This window comes from Nostoc sp. DSM 114167 (assembly GCF_052692655.1).
On record NZ_CP195116.1, the window covers coordinates 5,154,753 to 5,173,338 of the forward strand.

16 protein-coding genes and 1 tRNA gene are annotated in these 18,586 nt (G+C 41.9%); 10 read left to right on the plus strand and 7 right to left on the minus strand.

The features are described 5' to 3' along the window. The first annotated feature begins 74 nt into the window (after positions 1–74). The 3 genes from NSTC731_RS21975 (at position 75) to NSTC731_RS21985 (ending at position 3,841) form a co-directional block, all read left to right on the plus strand. The gene (locus NSTC731_RS21975; RefSeq protein ID WP_094348018.1) at positions 75–521 is read left to right on the plus strand and encodes a hypothetical protein; all 447 of its coding nucleotides are present in this window, start codon (positions 75–77) and stop codon (positions 519–521) included. A gap of 226 nt (positions 522–747) precedes the next feature. Beyond that, positions 748–1,761, plus strand: coding sequence for a glycosyltransferase family 2 protein (locus NSTC731_RS21980; RefSeq protein ID WP_445626792.1), 1,014 nt, complete (start codon positions 748–750; stop codon positions 1,759–1,761). A 526-nt stretch (positions 1,762–2,287) separates the two neighbouring features. Continuing rightward, on the plus strand, positions 2,288–3,841 hold the full coding sequence (locus NSTC731_RS21985; protein ID WP_445626793.1) for a serine/threonine-protein kinase: 1,554 nt from the start codon (positions 2,288–2,290) through the stop codon (positions 3,839–3,841). A gap of 459 nt (positions 3,842–4,300) precedes the next feature. Here the strand turns inward: NSTC731_RS21985 and NSTC731_RS21990 are convergent, their stop codons facing one another. The 5 genes from NSTC731_RS21990 to NSTC731_RS22010 form a co-directional block, all read right to left on the minus strand. After that, positions 4,301–4,498 (minus strand): NblA/ycf18 family protein, encoded by a 198-nt coding sequence (locus tag NSTC731_RS21990; protein ID WP_041565841.1) that lies wholly within the window; start codon positions 4,496–4,498, stop codon positions 4,301–4,303. 705 nt (positions 4,499–5,203) lie between these two features. Then, positions 5,204–5,941 (minus strand): Stp1/IreP family PP2C-type Ser/Thr phosphatase, encoded by a 738-nt coding sequence (locus NSTC731_RS21995; protein ID WP_445626794.1) that lies wholly within the window; start codon positions 5,939–5,941, stop codon positions 5,204–5,206. 16 nt (positions 5,942–5,957) lie between these two features. Continuing rightward, positions 5,958–7,643 carry an ABC1 kinase family protein gene (locus NSTC731_RS22000; RefSeq protein ID WP_445626795.1) on the minus strand — a complete coding sequence of 562 codons (1,686 nt, stop codon included), beginning with the start codon at positions 7,641–7,643 and terminating at the stop codon, positions 5,958–5,960. Positions 7,644–7,803: 160 nt separating this feature from the next. Next, positions 7,804–8,130 (minus strand): DUF6825 family protein, encoded by a 327-nt coding sequence (locus NSTC731_RS22005; RefSeq protein ID WP_445626796.1) that lies wholly within the window; start codon positions 8,128–8,130, stop codon positions 7,804–7,806. 392 nt (positions 8,131–8,522) lie between these two features. Next, entirely contained in the window at positions 8,523–9,872 is a 1,350-nt protein-coding gene (locus tag NSTC731_RS22010) for an ATP-binding cassette domain-containing protein (RefSeq protein ID WP_445626797.1), read from the minus strand. A 371-nt stretch (positions 9,873–10,243) separates the two neighbouring features. On the opposite strand from NSTC731_RS22010, the gene NSTC731_RS22015 reads away from it, so the two are divergent. Further along, entirely contained in the window at positions 10,244–10,945 is a 702-nt protein-coding gene (locus NSTC731_RS22015) for a Uma2 family endonuclease (protein WP_445626798.1), read from the plus strand. Between the two features lie 12 nt (positions 10,946–10,957). On the opposite strand, the gene NSTC731_RS22020 is transcribed toward NSTC731_RS22015, so the two are convergent. Beyond that, positions 10,958–13,699, minus strand: a complete 2,742-nt coding sequence (locus tag NSTC731_RS22020; RefSeq protein WP_445632142.1) for a CBS domain-containing protein — start codon at positions 13,697–13,699, stop codon at positions 10,958–10,960. 263 nt (positions 13,700–13,962) lie between these two features. Here NSTC731_RS22020 and psbZ point away from each other — a divergent pair, with 263 nt between their 5' ends. The 6 genes from psbZ to NSTC731_RS22050 all read left to right on the plus strand — a co-directional run bounded on the left by psbZ (position 13,963) and on the right by NSTC731_RS22050 (position 17,482). Beyond that, positions 13,963–14,151 carry a photosystem II reaction center protein PsbZ gene (gene psbZ / locus NSTC731_RS22025; RefSeq protein WP_335005725.1) on the plus strand — a complete coding sequence of 63 codons (189 nt, stop codon included), beginning with the start codon at positions 13,963–13,965 and terminating at the stop codon, positions 14,149–14,151. A 188-nt stretch (positions 14,152–14,339) separates the two neighbouring features. Continuing rightward, the gene (gene ribH, locus NSTC731_RS22030; RefSeq protein ID WP_445626799.1) at positions 14,340–14,918 is read left to right on the plus strand and encodes a 6,7-dimethyl-8-ribityllumazine synthase; all 579 of its coding nucleotides are present in this window, start codon (positions 14,340–14,342) and stop codon (positions 14,916–14,918) included. 139 nt (positions 14,919–15,057) lie between these two features. Continuing rightward, positions 15,058–15,129 (plus strand) — tRNA-Gly (locus NSTC731_RS22035). A 299-nt stretch (positions 15,130–15,428) separates the two neighbouring features. Next, the gene (locus tag NSTC731_RS22040) at positions 15,429–15,632 is read left to right on the plus strand and encodes a hypothetical protein (protein ID WP_445626800.1); all 204 of its coding nucleotides are present in this window, start codon (positions 15,429–15,431) and stop codon (positions 15,630–15,632) included. 175 nt (positions 15,633–15,807) lie between these two features. Continuing rightward, the gene (locus tag NSTC731_RS22045; RefSeq protein WP_094348002.1) at positions 15,808–16,215 is read left to right on the plus strand and encodes a hypothetical protein; all 408 of its coding nucleotides are present in this window, start codon (positions 15,808–15,810) and stop codon (positions 16,213–16,215) included. Positions 16,216–16,219: 4 nt separating this feature from the next. Next, the gene (locus NSTC731_RS22050) at positions 16,220–17,482 is read left to right on the plus strand and encodes a glutamate-5-semialdehyde dehydrogenase (RefSeq protein WP_445626801.1); all 1,263 of its coding nucleotides are present in this window, start codon (positions 16,220–16,222) and stop codon (positions 17,480–17,482) included. Between the two features lie 68 nt (positions 17,483–17,550). Here NSTC731_RS22050 and NSTC731_RS22055 read toward each other — a convergent pair whose 3' ends face one another. Beyond that, positions 17,551–18,564: a WD40 repeat domain-containing protein gene (locus tag NSTC731_RS22055; protein ID WP_445626802.1), complete on the minus strand. Its 1,014-nt coding sequence runs from the start codon at positions 18,562–18,564 to the stop codon at positions 17,551–17,553. Between the last annotated feature and the right edge of the window lie 22 nt (positions 18,565–18,586).

The following is an 18,586-nucleotide window of genomic DNA, read 5'->3' on the forward strand; positions in this document are numbered from 1 at the left end:
GAACTCATCACTGGTAACTTAGCACTGCTATAACTGTAGTTTTGGCGGCACTCAAGCAAGACAGGGAATAAAAGGTGGCTCATACTTTTTTATTGGAACCAGGACGCTGGGCAATGGAAGGAAATTGGCTAGAACGTAACGGTATGCCAATCAGCGTCAAGGGTATGACCTTGGTCGCTTGGAATCGAGATAATTGGTTTACTATGGCCACAAAACTGATTTTCCCAGGTAGCGATCGCTCTGAAATCTCTTTGCAATATAAGGGGCGGTTGCATGATGGAGAGCGTCAGTATACTTTTTTACTACAACATAATATTTTGGGGCAGGTTGAAGGCGAAGGCTGGATTGGTCTGGATACTATCGTACAGCGTTACTGGGTACTAGGCGATCGTCAGCGTCGTAGTGGCTTTGAAACCCTACACCGGATTTCGCAAGATACATATTATCTCAGTAGTGGTATCTTAGCTGGTCATTTTTTAACTAACACAATGGAAGCTAGCCTAGAGCGTCAGTCAGCTTAAAAGCAGCCCTATCTCACCGCTTTGCTGTTCTTCTAAGCCAAAAACCGCCGTTCAAAGAACTCTGACAACGCACTGGTTTACCAACGCCTAATATCTCCTGCCCAACTTTAACCACTCATTGTTTATTCTTACCGACCTACTGAGTTGTATAGTAAAAAAGAAACGATTAAATTATGGTCAGGATTTTAGTTTTTTACCTAACCATGTAGTCTAGGAGTTCAGTTTCGTGAATCCTAAAGTCTCCGTTATTATCCCTGCTTACAATACTGAAACTTATATTGGGAAGGCAATAGAGTCAGCCTTAAAGCAAACACTCACTGACATTGAAGTTATCATAGTCGATGATGGCTCAAGTGATAAAACTGTAGAAGTCGCTAAAAGTTTCACCGATCGACGTCTCAAAGTGATAGTTAATCAGCAAAATCTTGGAGCTGCGGCGGCACGTAATCGCGCTTTCAGAGCAGCCCAAGGAGAATGGATTGCTGTACTTGATTCAGATGATTGGTATGCTCCCAAAAGATTAGAAAATCTTGTGTCTCTGGCAAATCAAACAGATGCAGATATGATTGCTGATGATGTTTATTTGATCAAAGACGGTACAACATCTCCTTGGAGTACATTGATTCAAGAAAGTGGAGAACGTATAGATAAAATCTTCCAAATTGATATCGTTTATTTTGTGGAAACTGATGTCTATGGGCAACCAGGGTTGCATCTTGGCTTAAGCAAGCCTCTATTCAAACGAGAATTCTTGATTAAGAACGGCATCGAGTACGATGAAGAAATTAGAATGGGTCAAGATTTTTGGATTGACATGAAATGCTTAATCAAAGGAGCTAGGTTTTTTATTGAGCCAAAACCCTATTATTTCTACCGTTCACGCCCTGGTTCTCTGGTATATCAAAGCCAATTACCACGTCTAATTCAATACTGCAAAACTACTACTTCTTTCATGCAACAAGACATTGTGAAAAAGAATCCTACCCTAATGCGTGCTCTATCTTATAATCTGTCAGTCTATAAGAAAAATCTAGCTTATCTTCAAGTTGTAGAACCTATAAAACAAAGAAAATGGTTAACAGCATTCACAGAAATCAGGAAATATCCGGGTTTCTTTTATGATTTTATGTCACGATTTAATGGTATTGTCGAACGTCGAATTCAATATTATTTGATGAATAATAAATCAAGTTTTGATATATATCATAATCAGCAGAAAAAACGAAAACATCACACTTAAAGTATTACAGATTACCCATAAATAGTGCATTATTACATAGTAATAATTAGCTTGAAGGTTAAAAAGATTGTTAGGTAATCAGAAAATGTTTTAAAAGTATTGGATGAATATAATTCGTTATTACATAAACTAAGTCTACTTCGTAAAGTAATGCGAATTTCAGGGTTTGTTAACCTGTGAAAAATTTGCAGCAAGGGCTTGTATATCAAGTTATCAAATTAAACATGGTTTGTTGTCAAATTATTTAATTGGGCAGTTAAAACGTCCAGATATTGCTATGTCAATTGCTTAGTTTTTAGGCAGTCGGCGCGCTCCGCACGCCATTGCTTATGCCAGTTGCGTAAGTCTTGGTGTAGGCAAACTAATGCCGTCTTCTCTCAACACAAAGCAACGTCTCGTAGAGAAGAGGAGATGCCAAGAGTGATAGCGCATTAGTCAAAATTGGGCAAACTAAAACTACACTACAATTTTTGAATGCACTTGTCCTCCCAAACATTTACAACCTGCTTTTGGAGTCGAATTTTCTATGTCAGACCCCAACATTGGTCGCTTACTCAGCAAACGCTACCAACTCCAAGAGTTAATCGGTACTGGAGCAATGGGTCGGGTTTATCGTGCTAAAGATACATTGTTGGGAGGTGTACCTGTTGCAGTTAAGTTTCTGGCTCTATCAATCCAAAATGAAAAGATGCGATTGCAAGACCGTTTTGAGCGAGAAGCAAAAACCTGTGCTTTACTAGGGCAAAAAAGTATCCATATTGTCCGAGTTATGGACTACGGCGTAGATGACAATAACACCCCATTCTACGTTATGGAATACTTACAAGGACAAAGCCTGAACAATATTATTCGCAAGCAACGATTACCTTTAACAAGATTCCTCAGTATGGCGCGTCAACTCAGCCTGGGGTTACAGTGCGCCCATGATGGCATCCCAGTTGATGGCGCTATTTGCCCAATTATCCATCGCGATGTCAAGCCAAGCAATATGCTGGTGATTCAAGATCCCAGTTTTGGAGAATTGGTCAAGGTTCTAGATTTTGGTATTGCTAAGTTATTACAGTCAGATGGCGACCATACAAAATTTTATTTGGGGACATTGGCTTATTCTTCTCCCGAACAGATGGAGGGTAAAGAATTAGACAACCGTGCTGATATTTATAGTTTGGGTGTCATGATGTTTGAGATGCTCACAGGCAAAATGCCACTGATGGCACCAACTCACTCTTTTGGTGCGTGGTATAAAACACATCATTATCAAAAACCACGTTCTTTTGCTGAGGCTGTGCCTGGATTAGAACTACCAAAAGAAATTGAAAATTTGGTGATGAGTTGTCTAGCTAAAGTAGCACGCGATCGCCCTCAAAGTATTACTGAAATCCTCAGAGTTTTAGCATCTTTAGAAAAGCCTGAGCATACACGCAAAATTCAGCAAGCCAGCCATTCCCTAGTTCCTACTACTACAGCTAGCAGCGAGCTTGAACAAAAGACCAAAGCCGATTTGCGGGCATCCTGGTCAAACGATGAAATTGCTCGTGCCATTTCCTGGCCCAAAAATAAACCAATTGCCGATATTGTGTTTCCCCAGCCCATTCATACCAATGGGGAGGTTTTACCAGCTTTGTGGGTGATGCTACCGCAAGAGGAAATTCAAAAACGCTTACTCTGTACCCGCTATAACCAATTTCTGTTCATCTCTATCCCCCATCCCATGCTGCTATGGATTACTGTCATCTACAATCGCAAGCATGGCGCTAAATGGTTGCCTTATTACCTCGATCTCAAAACCAGCCTTGGTCAAGAAATTGCCCGGTTACTACAGCACACAGGTTACTACCGTCTCCTATTCTTTGCACGAGAAGCACCAAATCCCTGTACCCACATCTTACTTTCCAGCGTCGCTTCTGCCCAGCGGCAACGACTGCAAGAGTGGGTCGCAATCAGCAATACGTTGATGTCCTCTACCGACCCGCAAATTAGTAAAAGTTTACTCAAAAACGAGTACGAAAAGATTAAGCCTCAGATTATAACAAAACTGGAAAGTATAGATACAGATTCTCCATACGATCTTTCCAGCTAGGCATAATTTCTTAATGTTACGTGTTTCATAGGTGGTCGCTCTCAGAATGTAACGTTTTATAAACAAAATATATATAAATATCTAACTTCTAGTTATATGTATAAAGAGTGAAATCACTAGCTGCTAAAGCAGTGGTATACAAATTATCTCTGAATCTTCCTCTGCAAATATTCCAGTGGATTGTCAATTTGTGCAGGTTTGATTTCCTTACTAGACGAAACAACAAGAAGTTTGGCTAAAGCAAACAACAGTTTTAGCCTGCAATGCTAAAGTTAGTCTAGACTCCAATCAGATATGCCGTAAACAATGTTTATTCATTCTTAATTAATTTCGGGAATTGAACTTTTGCGCCATCTTGTAGAATTACTTATCGAAGTTGACGCCCCGGCATCCCCAGCTCTTTTCCTCCTTGGAACCAAGCAAGAGAAGGAGGTCGCCCACTGCGACATTAGAACGACTCTATGCCATAGTGGAACCTGAATCTAAGCCCCACTGATGCTTAAGAAGCTCTTGATAAGTTGCCTCGCGCACGACCATTTGCTCATAGAGCTTGACTAAAAAATCTTTAGCTTGATCGTGGCTCATATTTTGCACCTGAGTAGCAAATGAGCAGATGCTGAATTGCTGTTCCAAGGATAGTTTCATTGGTTGATTCATAATTACTCCGAAAAAACAACGCGTAAAGGTGATATCGCTTACAGAAGTCCAAATGGGATAATATTTGGACTTATATCTGTCCAACATTTGTTCCTCCGTATTACGAAAGATAACAATTGTTTGACAGATTGCCCACATCCAAAGTGTGGACTTTTTTCTGCTTTGATATCTTGCATCTAATCCTACTGATATACCACCCAAGTCAGCTGAACCATATTCCGGAAAATAAGCTCTATTTGGTCTTAGATAGGTATAACTACCTCCCTCATTCATTCCTGCTTTGCACAAATATCCTTTAAAGAGAATATTTGGTGCTATGCAAAACCCGTCTTAGTCTTTGTGTTTAAAAAGCCTAAGATGCTGTCTCCGCAAGCGTGGAAGAAGCTTCGGGCAGGGAAATTGTAAGGAGGTTGGGGAATTAATGGTAATAAGCGTGAATTATAGTCGCTTTACCTTATTACGTGCAAGATGTCAATTTCCCAATTTATACAAATTTAGCCTCTTTGGGTGATTTTAGAGGCTAAAAATATTTGTATCAAATTGTAAAAAGGAAAAATGCTCACGCTGAACAAATTACTGAGTATATTTACCAGATTAGTTATTTGTCCTACCCTGCGGGTTCGCCCTTGGCGTTCTCGAAGAGTAGCCGCTGGCGCGCCTATGTCCTTTGTCATTTGTCCGTTACCAATGACCAATGACCAATGACTAATGACTATTTTCTTCAAGCGAGACGATGACAACTGTGATGTTATCGTGCCCTCCATGCTCTTTGGCAGCCTCAACAAGAGAGATGGCGGCTTTATCAAGCCAAGGACTATCTTGGAGGCAGTTAGCAATCTTTTGCTCGACAAGTTCTTCTGTAAGACCATCACTACATAAGAGCAAGCGATCGCCAACTTTTACATCTAGTGGTTGCACATCAATTTGATGCAAGTCTTCACGCCCCAAACAGCGCGATAATACATGGCGAAAAGGATGTAATCGTGCTTCATCTAAGGTGATGTCACCGATTTTGATTGCTCGTGCTACCCAAGTGTGGTCTTCCGTCACCTGTTCTAAGTGCGACTCGCGGAAGCGATACAGCCGTGAATCGCCAACATGAGCGCACCAAGGCGACTCTGGGGAGCGAAAAATTACTGCTACAACAGTTGTCCCCATATCGGCGCGTTCGGGATGATTTTGCTGGTCTTGCAAAATCGCTTCATTGGCAACCCACAAAGCTTGCTCTAGTAATTCTTGAGAAGATTTAGAAGTTTCCCAATTTGCTACCAAATACGCCTGAATTTCTCCTGTAGCAATCCGGCTTGCCTCTTCACCTCCGGCATGACCACCCATACCATCGGCGACAACGAAAAATCGTCCTTCTGGGTCGATATAGTAAGCATCCTGATTATTAGAACGAATAAGTCCCGGATCGCTAAAACCCGTGAAATTAAGTTTCATAAATTTTTTGCAACAATTAATACATACGATCGTAACGGTCGAGGCGTAAAAGTAATCGGATCAGAATCGCTGAAAGCGCCGCTGCAATTAAACCAGGCAGCAGTGCCAACCAGAGATAATCCTTAACCACTAAAATAGTAGCTGAAAGCGTGAAACCGCTGATTAACAGAGCATAACTTATTGAGAGCTGAATACTGCTCTGCCGCCGCAGCAGGCGTTCGGTTTCTATAGACCGAACGCGCAAGCGCATATCTCCCCGTTCTAGCTTTTCTAGCGTATCCTCTAACCTACGTGGTAAACCCAACGCAGTACTACTTACCTGAGCTGCTTGGCGACTTAATTCGTTAAGAAAGCTATTCCCCTCAGAACCATTCATATCGGTTATAAGCTGCATTGCATATGGTTGGGCAACTTCCATAAAGTTAAACTCTGGATCTAAGCCTTTACCTACTCCTTCTAAAGTAGAAAAGGCTCGCATCACGAAAGTGAAAGTTGCTGGAAATCTAAATGGCTGATTATAAGCTATTTCGTAAAGGTCGTCACTGATTGCTGCGACTGATTGATTTTCAAAGGGCTTATCCATGAAATGATCCAGCATATACTGCACGGAACGCCGTACTGGGCCCATATCATCAGTTGGGGCGATCGCACCTAAATCGATCAGAGATTGCACAACGCGATCGCCATCTTTTTGAGCAATGCCAAAAAGTGTTTCCATCAATCCTTCGCGGATGTTGGACTGAATCCGCCCCATCATGCCGAAATCATAAAATATCAGAGCGCCATTTGCACTGACGGCAATATTACCTGGGTGAGGATCGGCGTGGAAAAAGCCACTATTGAGTAATTGTAGTAAGTAGGCTTGAGCGCCTTGACGAGCGATCGCTTTTCGATCCAAACCCGCTGCTTCTAAAGCTTCGTATTGGCTAATTTTAATTCCAGGGAGATATTCCAAAGTCAGAACTCTGGAAGTAGCGTAACGCCAGTATATTCTGGGGACGCTCACCCAATCATAGCCGCGAAAGTTCCGGCGAAAAGTATCGGCGTTACGACCTTCGTTAAGATAATCAATTTCTTCCCAAAGAATCCGACAACATTCTTCGTAAATACCCAACCAATCTCGTCCACGTCCCCATTTAGGATGGTTTTGAAAGTAGCGGGTAATTCCTTTGAGAATCTGTAAATCTATTTCAAATAACTTCTTTAGCCCAGGACGTTGCACCTTAACAACAACTGATTCTCCAGTATGTAGTACAGCTTTGTGTACTTGCCCCAAGCTAGCAGCAGCTAAGGGAATAGGTTCAAAATTATGGAAAAGTTCAGGAATTTTCTTGCCTAGTTCTTTCTCAACGATCGCTTCTACTTGCTCATAACTAAATGCGGGTACTTTGTCTTGTAATTTGGCTAGTTCTTCTACATATTCACCAGGGAATATATCAGCACGGGTAGAAAACAGTTGTCCAACTTTGATGAAGGTTGGTCCTAAATCCAATAGAGTATTGCGAATCCAGACTGCTTGGGTTTTGCGTCTTGCAGCTTGCTTTACATCAGTTACACCACCTGCATAACTCCAAGATTTGTTGTATACCCAAAGTTTGAACAATAAGGTCAAGACAAAAGACCAAATGTCCACAAAACGCCGTTTGCTAGAGTATTTTTCCCGATTCCAACGGTATGCCTTCTCTGAATAACCTTGTTCCATATACTTTGTTTACCGTTGGTTTGCGATCGAATCACTTGGAAGAAAAGACACTCTGACTCCTAAACTATTCTTTCTTAAGTGTCATTTGTCCAAAGTCCAATTGTCATTTGTGCATAATTCTTAGCCTAATGACTAATGACCAATGACCAATGACTAAAATTTATGCAGAAGTTCTACGATAATGTTGCAATTCTGTTCGTAACAGGGCAATTTCAGCTCGTAATTCATCAATCTCTGCTTGCAAATCACCTGAATCAGAACTGGCTTGCCCAGTACCTGGGGTAGTTTGACCTGCATTAGCTGCTTCTGCTGACCGATTTGCTCGCTCTAAAACTTCTTCTGTAAATTGGCGCAGTTGCTCTCTAGCTTCTGCATCAAATTTGCCCAGATCGCTCAAAGCATCGGTCAAGGCGACCTCTAAACGCTCATTAACTACTTCTGCTACCGCTCTGCCTACGAAAAAGGCTTGTACAAGGGGGTTACTCATAAATTTTTGTTACGTTGCACCGCAAGAGAATTATAACTTGCCTGTATGCTTTACGGCTTCTGTTGTTGAGGTAGAAATTTACTAGAAATTTACATCAGGCGATCGCTTTATTGAGCGTATTCCAGCAACTCTTGATAATATTGCTCTGGTGTACTTGGTAAATAAGTTGTCATTTGCAAAGTTTGTTCCCTCAACTTGAAACCTTGGGTAATGTTAATCTGGCTGAGGAAATCTATATCGTGGGAAATTACCCAGATCGCTCCTTGGTAATCATTGATACCTAATACTATTTGTTCAACAGTTTCAATATCTAGGTTATTAGTTGGCTCATCAAGAATCAGTAGATCGATTTCTGAGATACTGATTATAGCGATGCCTGCGGCGGGCTACGCCTACGCTAATCTTGCTAATTCACCTCCACTCAGTACAGAGGCGCTTTTATGAACATCATCGTATTTAAACAAAAAGTGTCCTAGCTGTTGGCGTAAAAGCTGATAGCTGAGATTGGGATTAGCTACTTGCATATTTTCCAGAATTGTGTATTTACGATTTACTAATTCGTAGGTTTGATCGAGATATACAGCTTTCATCGCTGGTGCAAGCAAAACCTCACCAGATTCTAAAACCGCCGTTTGGTTTTCCATCCCCAAAATTGCTTTGACCAAACTCGATTTACCAGAACCGTTTGCGCCGATAATGGCTATGCGATCGCCAGAAGAAACATGCAACTGAATATTGTGTAAAAGTACCCTTTCTGATATCTTAAGATTTGCACCTTGAATATCAATTAAGTTTTTGCGCTTTTGGCTTTTTTCTTCTAGTTGGATACTTGTTACTTTTGTGGTTTTCACCTTGGTATCTACAACTTTTTGATTAGCTTTAGCCACTGCGGCTTCATGTTTCTTTTTCGCAGTTTCGGCTGATATTTCAGCTTTTCTTTTCATCGCTCCGGCTGCTGTTGTGTCGATACTACCATCGAGAAACTTAGCACGACCATTGCGCTGAGATTGGGCTGCACGCTGTTGTTCTTGCATAGCAGCACTTTGAGCGCGTTTGAGTTCCTTTCTGGCGACTTCGTGCGATCGCAATGCTGCCTCTAACTCTATTGCTTTCTGTTCTCGATAGTGCGAGAAATTACCGCCATATATTTTCAAGCCAACAGGTGTAAGTTCCCAGGTAACTTCTGTTACTTGGTCTAAGAAAAAAGGCTTATGAGAGACAATTACATACGCACCTGTGAAATTCAAAAGAAACTGTCTTAGGCTTTCTAATGCTTGCAAATCCATGTGATTAGTTGGCTCATCGAGCAATAACAAGTTTGGCTCTTGAGCTAAACCGATTGCCAAAAACAGTTTAGTAAGTTCTCCACCACTCAAGTTAGCAATTGGTAAAGATAAGTCAACTTTGGTGTTAAATTGTGTTTGCAAAATATCCTCAATCTTCCACCATTCATCAGAGATAGAAATCAAAAAATTAAGTACTGTCTCTGCTGTAATTTCTTGCCTGATAGTGCTGATTTGTGGCAAATAATAGACAATACCATTACAGCAAACTGAACCTGTATATCGGTTAATTTGACCTGCAAGTATCTTGAAAAGGGTTGATTTTCCTACCCCGTTGCGACCGACTAAAGCAATGCGATCGCCTGCTTCGATACTCACCTGAATTTTTGGAAACAAAGTTCTGTCCAAGCTGAGTTCGTAGGCTAAATTCTCAGCTAATAATATTGATTTTTTCGGCATTCTTATCAAACCTCAATTCGCAAAATTCCACCCGCGTTTTTCCAAAAGCTGCGGGTAGATTAGACACAAAAAACCAGCCGCAGACAATCGTCAAGCGATTCTATGTAGATAGGAGTGATGACAATATTTGTAGTGCATGACTATGTGAAGTAACCGTGTCAAACTAGTTGCGTTTATTCTTCGTTGACATTTGTTGCTTTAGTGCAACAGGTGTTTGGTATTACTTCATTTGTGCTATCTCATTGGAGTTGTGATGAGGTTTGATATTGACTACAGTGTAGCACTAAGGTATTTCGGAAAGCGAGGATGCGATCGCTAACTACAACACTGCTAAAATAAATTAATCACTACTTGATGCCGTATTCATTCTTATGACCATAGCTCAAGAATTAGATTCTCAAGAAGGCATCTGCCAAGATGTTATATTTCCCCCTGGCGATTTATATAGTGATGAACCTCCCTTGGAAAGCGAACTGCATTTACGGCAAATAATCCTACTTTTAACATGTCTGGAATGGTTGTGGCGAGATAGGAATAATTTCTATGCGGCGGGAAATCTGACTATCTATTACAGTCCACATCAACGCAAATCAGAATACTTCCGAGGCCCAGACTTTTTTGTAGTGTTGGGATGCGAACGTAAAACCCGCAAAAGTTGGGTAGTCTGGGAAGAAGATGGCAAATATCCGAATGTAATTCTAGAAATTTTGTCTGACTCAACAGCGAATACAGATAAAGGTTTAAAAAAAGAAATTTATCAAGATACTTTCCGCACGTTAGATTATTTTTGGTTCGACCCTTATACACAAGAATTTGCGGGATTTCATTTAGTAGATGGAAAATATCAACCTCTACAAGCAAGCGAACAAGGATATTTGTGGAGTCAACAACTAGGGTTATATTTGGGAGTCGATCGGGGATTATTGCGGTTTTATACAAAAGATGGTCAACTAGTACCAACACCTGAAGAAACGGCAGAACAAGCAGAACAAAAGGCAGAACAAGCCGAACAAAAGGCAGAACGTTTAACAGCAAAACTGCGTGAGTTAAATATCGATCCAGATACAATTTAGACCACGGCTAATTCATTTAGGATAGTGTTGTGCTAAAAACTCCTCAGCTTCAGTCCTATCTTTAATTACTCCATCTAAGGTAGCAGCAAGTACATTATCTAATATTTGCCGATACTGGGGCCCTGGTGTGTAACCCAGTTTCTTTAAATCATTGCCATTCAGTAGTGGCTGCACATTAGCCCAAACAGTTAAATATTCCCAAATCTGATGTCTAAGCGATCGCGGACTTTGCACAGCGATTAAAATCAGCATTGGTAAATCGTACTGTCGCAACAACTGTACTACTTGACTAGGACTTTGGCACTTAGGCAAAGATTCTATTACTTCAGTTTGAGCAGAAGCCAAGTTTTGCAAGCGTTTAACGCCATCTTCTTGCAGTTGTAGATTCTTTGCCACTTTTGCTCGATATTGTGGTGCTAGATGGGCAATTAACGCTTCTAAACGCATTTCCCAATGAATGAGGGTTGGTTGCGGGTCAAATCGCCGCAAACAGCTTTCTAGCAAACGTAATTGTCGCAAGAGTTCTGCGTCTAGCTTCAGGGTAGGATGGATGCATTGCAATGCCTCTAAGTTATCGAGTAACTGTAAAGCTGATTTCCAGTAGGTGACTTCTAGGATGTGTTTTAGTTCTGTTTTCAGTCGAGTTTGCAGGGCTGGAGTTCTGCTATTCTCTTGAGCAGTGCGATCGTAAACACCACTGTTGATGGCATAGCGGATAAACTCTTCAGTTTGCGATTCTATCTGAAATCCAAAGCGCACGGCAAAGCGCACGCCACGAAAAATGCGGGTGGGGTCTTCGATAAAGCTGTTGGCGTGTAAAACCCGAATTTGTTTAGCTTGTAAATCTAGTAATCCCCCAAAAAAATCGAGTAACTCACCAGTACGAGGGGAAGTCAGGCGCAAGGCGAGGGCGTTGATGGTAAAATCTCGGCGATACAAATCTTGACGAATAGAACTCGCCTCAACTTCTGGATTTGCGGCTGGATAAGGATAGAATTCTGTTCTCGCAGTGGCAATATCTACCCAGAGAGAATCTAATTCTGGGTCTTTGTGCCATAACAAAGCCGCAGTTTGAAAAGCCCCGTGGATTTCTAAGCGAGCCATAGGGTAAAGTTGTTGGAGTGCTTTGGCTAATTCCACACCAGCACCGACATCTGCTGATTTATGAAAGCCATCAACCACAAGATCGATATCTTTAATCATCAAAGTGCCCGCTACTGCTTCTGTTAATAGCAAATCCCGCACCGCACCGCCCACTAGATAAAGATGCCAACCCCGTTTTTCTGCCTCTTGCGATGCTGTAGTGAGTAATTGCCATAGTTGGGGAGCAAGGCGATTTTGCAATTCAGTGCTGAGAGGAATTTTAAATTTTGTTAGCGCAGCATTAGCGACTCTGTAAGCGTCATTTTGAATTTTGAATTTTTGCTCTCCCTCTTGGTCTTCATCCCTTTCTTGATGTAATTCGCGTAAGACATCAGTACGGGTGACAATGCCCATTAACTGCTCATTTTCCAATACTGGTAAGCGTCCGATATCATAAGTCACCATCACCGACTCTATTTGTGGTAATGTCGTATCTGGTGTAATCGTTTTGAGATTCTTGGTCATGTAGCCCTTAACTGGTGCATGACTAAATCCGTGGTGTAAGGCGATATCAATATCCCGCCGCGAAATAATACCTACTAGTTGCCCTTGAGTATCGACTACGAATAAACCAGAGTGTCCATAGCGTAATAAAATGCGCTGGGCTTCGGCAATTGTCGTTTCAGGCAGAATCGTGCGGACAGGAGAAGACATCAAATCCCTCGCAGTTAGGGGATGAGGAATTTGTGCTTTTATCCCGTCAAGAAGTTGTTTTAATATTGCCTGCGAATCAACTTCTCTTAGATTTAAAGATGCGGCTTGCGAATGACCGCCACCCCCTAGAGGTTGGAATAATAGGTTAAGATTTGTTTTGGGAATTTGCGATCGCCCAATTACCGTTAAGCGTGACTCCTCTTCACCTAAAGGATACTCATTAACCAGCAGTAGGGCATCAATTTCAGTTAATTCTACAAGTTCCGAAGCTAGGCTCGATAGCCCCGGCACAAAAGCCTCAGTTTTCAAAGTTACCCAAGCAACCGTATATCCATGTAGACTGAGAGATTCTAAACTTTCCAGAGATTTAGTTAATAGCTGCTGCAATTGCAAAGATAATCCGGGATCGCGGTAGGTGGAAATTACTGATAAACTAGCCCCTTGTTGCATCAACCAAGCCAAAGCTAGGGCATCTCGTGCTGTGGACTGATCGTATGTTAAAGAGCCAGTGTCAACGTGGATACCCAAAGCCATCACAGTTGCTTCGGCAGCAGTCAAGGAAATTTCCTGTTGTTGCAACTGCTCGACGATTAAAGTTGTGGTGGCTCCTACCGAGTCAATATGCGATCGCGTCGCCGGAATATCTGATTCTTGTCCTAAGTGATGGTCATAAACTATAATCTCTCTTACAGTAGGTAAATCTAACCACTGGGCAGCTTTACCCAAGCGATCGCGGTGCTGTGTATCCACCACGGTTAGAGAGCGAATTTTTTCTGGACTCACCGAACGGCGTTCAATCAGCGGATATTCATCCCGATGCAATGCTAAAAAATCCCGTACAGGAGGATGAGAGCCGCCAGTTAGCACAATCTTGCTTCCCGATAGTAGGCGCGTCAACCCTACTGCTGCTCCTAATGCGTCAAAATCTGCTGTTGTGTGGCAAAGAATTAAATCCATAGTTATACAGTCATTGGGCACTTGTACTGACCGAACGCGAACAGCGTTTCGTAGAGAAGCCGTTGGCGTGGTCACTGAGCGTAGTCGAAGTGCAGCCTCTCTAAGAGTTGTATTGGACATTAGGCATTGGTAACGGACAAATGACTAATGACCAATGACTAAAATGTTGCAATTTCTGCTAGCTTAAAAATAATAAGAAAGTGTCAGTGTCGCCCTTTAGGATATTCTATCCTTAGTATTTCGCTGTATTGGGAGAAGTAAAAATGACCATAATATTCCAATTTGCCTTGATAGGTCTAGTACTGTTGTCTTTTGTCCTCGTTGTAGGCGTTCCGGTTGCTTACGCCACTCCCCAAAACTGGAATGAATCTAAAAAACTGCTCTGGGTTGGTTCTGGGGTCTGGATTGGTTTGGTGTTTTTAGTTGGCTTGTTAAACTTTTTTGTCGTTTAGGCGACGGCTTCGCTCTGGCGCAGGCACATAATATAAGAACTAGAGGGGCAGAAAAGCCAAGGTCAAAGGTTAAGGGAAACAAAAGATTTTTTTTCCTACTAACTTCATTTTGACCGCGTTTTCCTGCTCCTCTACATTTAAATAAGAAATGTATATTGGCCAGAAGTATAGTTGATAAAGAGGCAATCATGGCAGTTTTCGAGGGAACTTTTACCCAAACGGAGCCTTTGCGGTTTGCAGTGGTGATTGGTCGATTCAATGACCTCGTTACCGGAAAGCTGCTAGAGGGATGTCAAGATTGTTTAAAACGCCACGGTGTAGACCCTAATCCCCAAGGTAATCAGGTGGACTATGTTTGGGTTCCGGGAAGTTTTGAGGTACCTTTAGTAGCTCGCCAATTGGCACTTTCCCATCGTTATGATGCTGTAATTTGTCTTGGCGCAGTCATTCGAGGACAAACACCCCATTTTGATTACGTATCCTCAGAGGTTTCTAAAGGCATTGCCGCCGCTAGCTTTCAAACTGGGGTGCCAGTCATTTTTGGCATTTTGACAGTAGATACTATGCAGCAAGCCCTAGAACGGGCAGGCATAAAAGGTAATCATGGCTGGGATTACGCCCTGAATGCTTTAGAAATGGCTAGCCTGATGCGACAACTGCGTTCTAACCTAGCAGAACCATATTCTCGTAATAGCCAGTCTTTGCCACCCTCTTTTCCAAGTGCCAGCGTCGGCAATTTAACTATCGAGTCAGAAGAACTCGGCTAGTCCGTCATTAGTTTGTCCTTTGTTATTCATTAATGACCATTGTACAGACGCGATTAATCGCGTCTCTACTGACCAATAACTAAATTAAGGGGTTGACAATTACAGATAAATCTGAGATATTGGTATTTGGATGACGATCGCGGGTATAGCTCAGTGGTAGAGCGTCACCTTGCCAAGGTGAATGTCGCGCGTTCGAATCGCGTTACCCGCTTCCAACTAAAACCTCTTGAATTTAACAATTCCAAGAGGTTTAGTGTTTTTAGGGTGCGTTGAAGTGTTCGTAGATTAGCTCTGCACTCTTGTAAACTGCTCCACATGTGGACAGATCGGTTAAAATTAGCCACAATCTATATATTTGGATCAAGAGTTAGACACTAAATATGTTTTAGCAATTTCCGCTCTGGAAACGCCTGTGAACTCCAAGGCATAGAGATTGGAGATAATCCCGATCTAACCTTGATAACTGGTTGTAATATATAGTGACCCAAAGGGAAATTAGCGGGTTTGTTGATGCGTGTTGTTTACGAACCTAGACCTAGCCTTCCCAAAGGATTGGCTTTAGGAGTGGTCGCCACCTATGCTAAAAATTGTATCAGGTGTGTCAGCATAATAAATCCCCAAAAACGCAACCACATTACCTTGAAAGCGACAGATGAAGAGAAGGAAATTTTTAAACAAGATCGCCAGCTACGGGGAAAGATTAAAAATAGATAACTCCGTACTGTGGCAATTAGTAGGATACTTAAAGTTAGCTGCATCTACTGTTGGTAATCAGGGCAATGTTTGCATCACCTTTTTATGTATATAAAGACAGAAGCCTCTAAGGTGTTTACCAAGGCATTATATTTTTGTAGTTCGTGTAAAACACGCTCAAGTTATTAGAACGCTTGTGCAATCTCAAAAACCCGAAAAAATCGATTTCAATACCGAATACCCCTGTCCCTGTCGTCGCCGGGGTCAGTTAATTCCGATTACGCTGACAGAAGCATTTGGTTGCGATCGCTGTCAGCAAATCTTTGTTGTAGAAGATAATGGTCATGTCCTAGAACAGCTTTCCACCACCTATCCCTACAAACGGGCTTGGCGTTGGATGGGAAATAGTTGGCATGTTGTCCATCCCCGCTTGGGAGAAAGCTATTTGCCTATAGCGCTGGGGATTATTTTCGTGCTAGTGATTATATGGCTGCCATTAGCACTGCGATTGGCAAATGGTTCCAGCATTATTGCTTGGGCAATGGTGGCGGTGCTATTGGCTATCTTACCAGCACTAATGGTCTGGCTTACCTACAGACGTTAACTCAATGACTGTTGAATTGGATGACCACCCCGAACCGATTACTAGTGCCCAACGAGCCTATCAAGCTTCCCTAAAGCTGGCGCTCACAAAGGGAGCAGACCGGAGCCGTGCAGTATTGGCAATGGCTAAGGCGATTGAGCGCTCATTTGATGACATTCTAGAAGCCAATACCTTGGATTTAGAAGCCAGTCGGGAAATGGCAGTGCCTGAGCTGATATTGGACTGGCTGAAGCTGACTCCCACAAGACTAGAGATGACAGTAGACATTTTACAACGGTTGGGGGAATTATCAGATCCGCTGCGACGCGTCAGAACCGCTGATTATCAACTAGAAGATTCCCAAAGTTACACCCAGTTAATGCCCTTGGGAGTGATTGGATTTATTTATGAGGCCTTTCCTGATTTAGGAGCGATCGCAGCGGGTTTTTGTATCAAAACTGGTAATTGTATAATTCTCAAAGGCAGCACCGAAGCTAGCCACTCTAACGCGGTCATCGCTGAGGTACTGCAAAATGCGATCGCAGAAGTTGGTCTAGCTCCGGGCTGTCTAGAAATGATTACAGCAGAACACGGGGCTTCAGTTCGCGATCTAGTTACCCAAGACCAGTACGTGAATTTAGTTATTCCTTACGGACGTTCTAGCTTAGTGCAGCAAGTAGTCCGACAGTCAACTTGCCCAGTTTTAAAGTCGGCGATGGGTAACTGTTACCTTTATTGGTCGCCCAATAGTAGCTTAGAAATGGTGCGCTGGATGATTCTTAATAGTCATCAAAGTGAACCCGATCGAGTTAACGCCATTGAAAAAGTACTAATTCATCGTCAAGCCTTGCCATCATCTTTAGCTGTCTTGTGGAACAGCTTGATGGAAAAAGGCTTTGAAATTAAAGGAGATGCAGAACTAGTCCAAACCTTTCCTCAGTTGCAGCTGGTAAAAGAAGGCGAATGGGGAAACCCTTATTTAACGAGGACAGTAGCTTTTAAACTGGTGGATAGCTTAGAGAGTGCGATCGCCTGGATTAATGAATACAGCAGTGGTCATGCCGACTCTATCGTGACTGAATCCTACCAGGAAAGTCGGCAGTTTGCCTTGGGAGTTAACAGTGCCTCTACCTACATCAACACTTCCCCGCGTTTTTCCCGCAACCCTTCGCGGGGAGATTCAGTATTTCTCGGCATGTCTAATCAAAAAGGTCATCGCCGGGGATTTATCAGCCTGGAAACCTTGACCACCGTTAAACACATTGTTCAGGGAAATGGCAGATTTTAAATAATTCGTAATTTATCCAGTATAATTTGGAATTTTGAAGTAAAACTATCTGAAATCACTGTGAAAAATTAAATTCCCCACACCTCAACGGTGCTGTCTCCACTCCAAACAAATAGTCTCTGTCCATCTGAGCTAATTGTAAGGCGAGTAATTGACGATGAATGACTTGTGAGACTACAAAGTTCATGTCCTGTAAGAATATTCCACACTTTAATAATTCCATTTTCTCGACTACCACTAAGTAAAAAACGTCGATCGCGGCTGACAGTAATTACAGGCATATACCCTGAAAGACTTAAGGTGCAAATTACTTGTTGTCTTTGCCAATCCCATATTTCATAGTTTTGGTCAAAGCCTTGTTCTTGAGTTATTAAAACTTGCGAATTTGAATAGATAAAATTATGACCCCGATCAAACATAGAAATATAGGAAATTATTTCTCCTATTTGTATATCCCACAACTCAAAAATTTCTCCGTCAACAGCATTTAAAAATGATTGACCATCTGGGCTAAAAGCAATATACCAAAACCAATCTGAGCGACGATGCGTACTAAAGATTTTTTCTTTTGTTTTTAGATCCCACACTTCAGCATAATCATTACAATTCCAAAGTCCTAAAACGCGATTATTGGGTGCGATCGCGATTTGATCGAATTCCTTCGTTGCTTCTGGGTGGAATGTGCATATTACTTGTTGCGTTTGCATATTCCACACTTGAATTATGTTGTTATAATTACAAGTAACTAAGATTTGTAACTCTTGGCTTATATCTACACAAGCTATACTGCGAACTCGATCTGTATACCTCTCAATAGTAAAAAGATACTCAAAAAATAAATATGGGTTGTATGCCCGTAATGCCAGTTTAGCTCTTGGCTTTGTACTTTCCTGAAGTAGCCAATAAGCTGCTTCTTGAACATCAACCTCTGAGTTTTGTAAAGCTTCAATAATCAAGTCTAAGCCAGCTTCCCCATACTCAAAAGCATCTAGAAGGGCATCAATTTTTTGTTCAACCTTTCCATACGCCAGCAATTGCTTAACTCTTTCAATCCCTCCCAAAACTGTATTGTTAACTGTCATAAATTATTTACTATTTTGGTGG

Coding starts and splice junctions, on each gene's coding strand:
- NSTC731_RS22055 (WP_445626802.1), bottom strand. CDS start 18,564: ATGACAGTTAACAATACAGTTTTGGGAGGGATTGAAAGAGTTAAGCAA.
- NSTC731_RS22020 (WP_445632142.1), bottom strand. CDS start 13,699: ATGGATTTAATTCTTTGCCACACAACAGCAGATTTTGACGCATTAGGA.
- NSTC731_RS22000 (WP_445626795.1), bottom strand. CDS start 7,643: ATGGAACAAGGTTATTCAGAGAAGGCATACCGTTGGAATCGGGAAAAA.
- NSTC731_RS21985 (WP_445626793.1), top strand. CDS start 2,288: ATGTCAGACCCCAACATTGGTCGCTTACTCAGCAAACGCTACCAACTC.
- NSTC731_RS22040 (WP_445626800.1), top strand. CDS start 15,429: ATGCGTGTTGTTTACGAACCTAGACCTAGCCTTCCCAAAGGATTGGCT.
- psbZ (WP_335005725.1), top strand. CDS start 13,963: ATGACCATAATATTCCAATTTGCCTTGATAGGTCTAGTACTGTTGTCT.
- NSTC731_RS22005 (WP_445626796.1), bottom strand. CDS start 8,130: ATGAGTAACCCCCTTGTACAAGCCTTTTTCGTAGGCAGAGCGGTAGCA.
- NSTC731_RS22050 (WP_445626801.1), top strand. CDS start 16,220: ATGACTGTTGAATTGGATGACCACCCCGAACCGATTACTAGTGCCCAA.
- ribH (WP_445626799.1), top strand. CDS start 14,340: ATGGCAGTTTTCGAGGGAACTTTTACCCAAACGGAGCCTTTGCGGTTT.
- NSTC731_RS21990 (WP_041565841.1), bottom strand. CDS start 4,498: ATGAATCAACCAATGAAACTATCCTTGGAACAGCAATTCAGCATCTGC.
- NSTC731_RS22015 (WP_445626798.1), top strand. CDS start 10,244: ATGACCATAGCTCAAGAATTAGATTCTCAAGAAGGCATCTGCCAAGAT.
- NSTC731_RS22010 (WP_445626797.1), bottom strand. CDS start 9,872: ATGCCGAAAAAATCAATATTATTAGCTGAGAATTTAGCCTACGAACTC.
- NSTC731_RS21995 (WP_445626794.1), bottom strand. CDS start 5,941: ATGAAACTTAATTTCACGGGTTTTAGCGATCCGGGACTTATTCGTTCT.